The following is a 510-nucleotide window of genomic DNA, read 5'->3' as shown; positions in this document are numbered from 1 at the left end:
GGAGGTACCGCAGCGCCGCCACCGCCTGCGACAGCTCGAAACACGTCACCGGCGGCGGAACCAGCGTCCCAGCCTCGAACATCGGCCCGAGCTCGGCGAACATCTCGGCGATGCGCGGCTCGCCGGCGTCCATCAGGTCGAATGCCTGGTAGACAACCCCGGGGTAGGCCTCGGCGACCTGCTCGGGGTTGCGGATGTCGGTCTTGCCCATCTCGACGAACTGGCCGCCGCGCGGCAGCAGCCGCAGCGACGCGTCCGTGAACTCCCCGGCAAGGGCGTTGAGGACCACGTCCATGCCCTCGCCACCGGTCACGGCAAGGAACCGCTCACAGAACGCCAGATCACGGGTCGAGGCGATGTGACTTTCCTCAACACCCATCGCGCGCAGCGCATGCTGCTTGGCCGGACTGGCAGTCGCGAAGACCTCCAGCCCCCACGCCTTCGCCAACTGCACCGCAGCCGTACCCACACCACCCGTACCGGCGTGAATCAACACCCGCTGACCGGGAC

General features: G+C 68.4%; 1 protein-coding gene. It reads right to left on the bottom strand.

The window, feature by feature from the left end; all coding sequences use genetic code 11:
- Positions 1-496, bottom strand: a 496-nt coding sequence (locus tag ABD329_RS48080) for a zinc-binding dehydrogenase (RefSeq protein ID WP_344318341.1), incomplete at its 3' end; no start/stop codon positions are given.
- Positions 497-510: the final 14 nt, after the last annotated feature.

Origin of the sequence: Streptomyces javensis (assembly GCF_039525925.1) — a bacterium.
Classification (GTDB): domain Bacteria; phylum Actinomycetota; class Actinomycetes; order Streptomycetales; family Streptomycetaceae; genus Streptomyces; species Streptomyces asiaticus.
The sequence above is the reverse complement of the archived record's forward strand: the minus strand, read 5'-3'. Positions and strand labels throughout refer to the sequence as shown.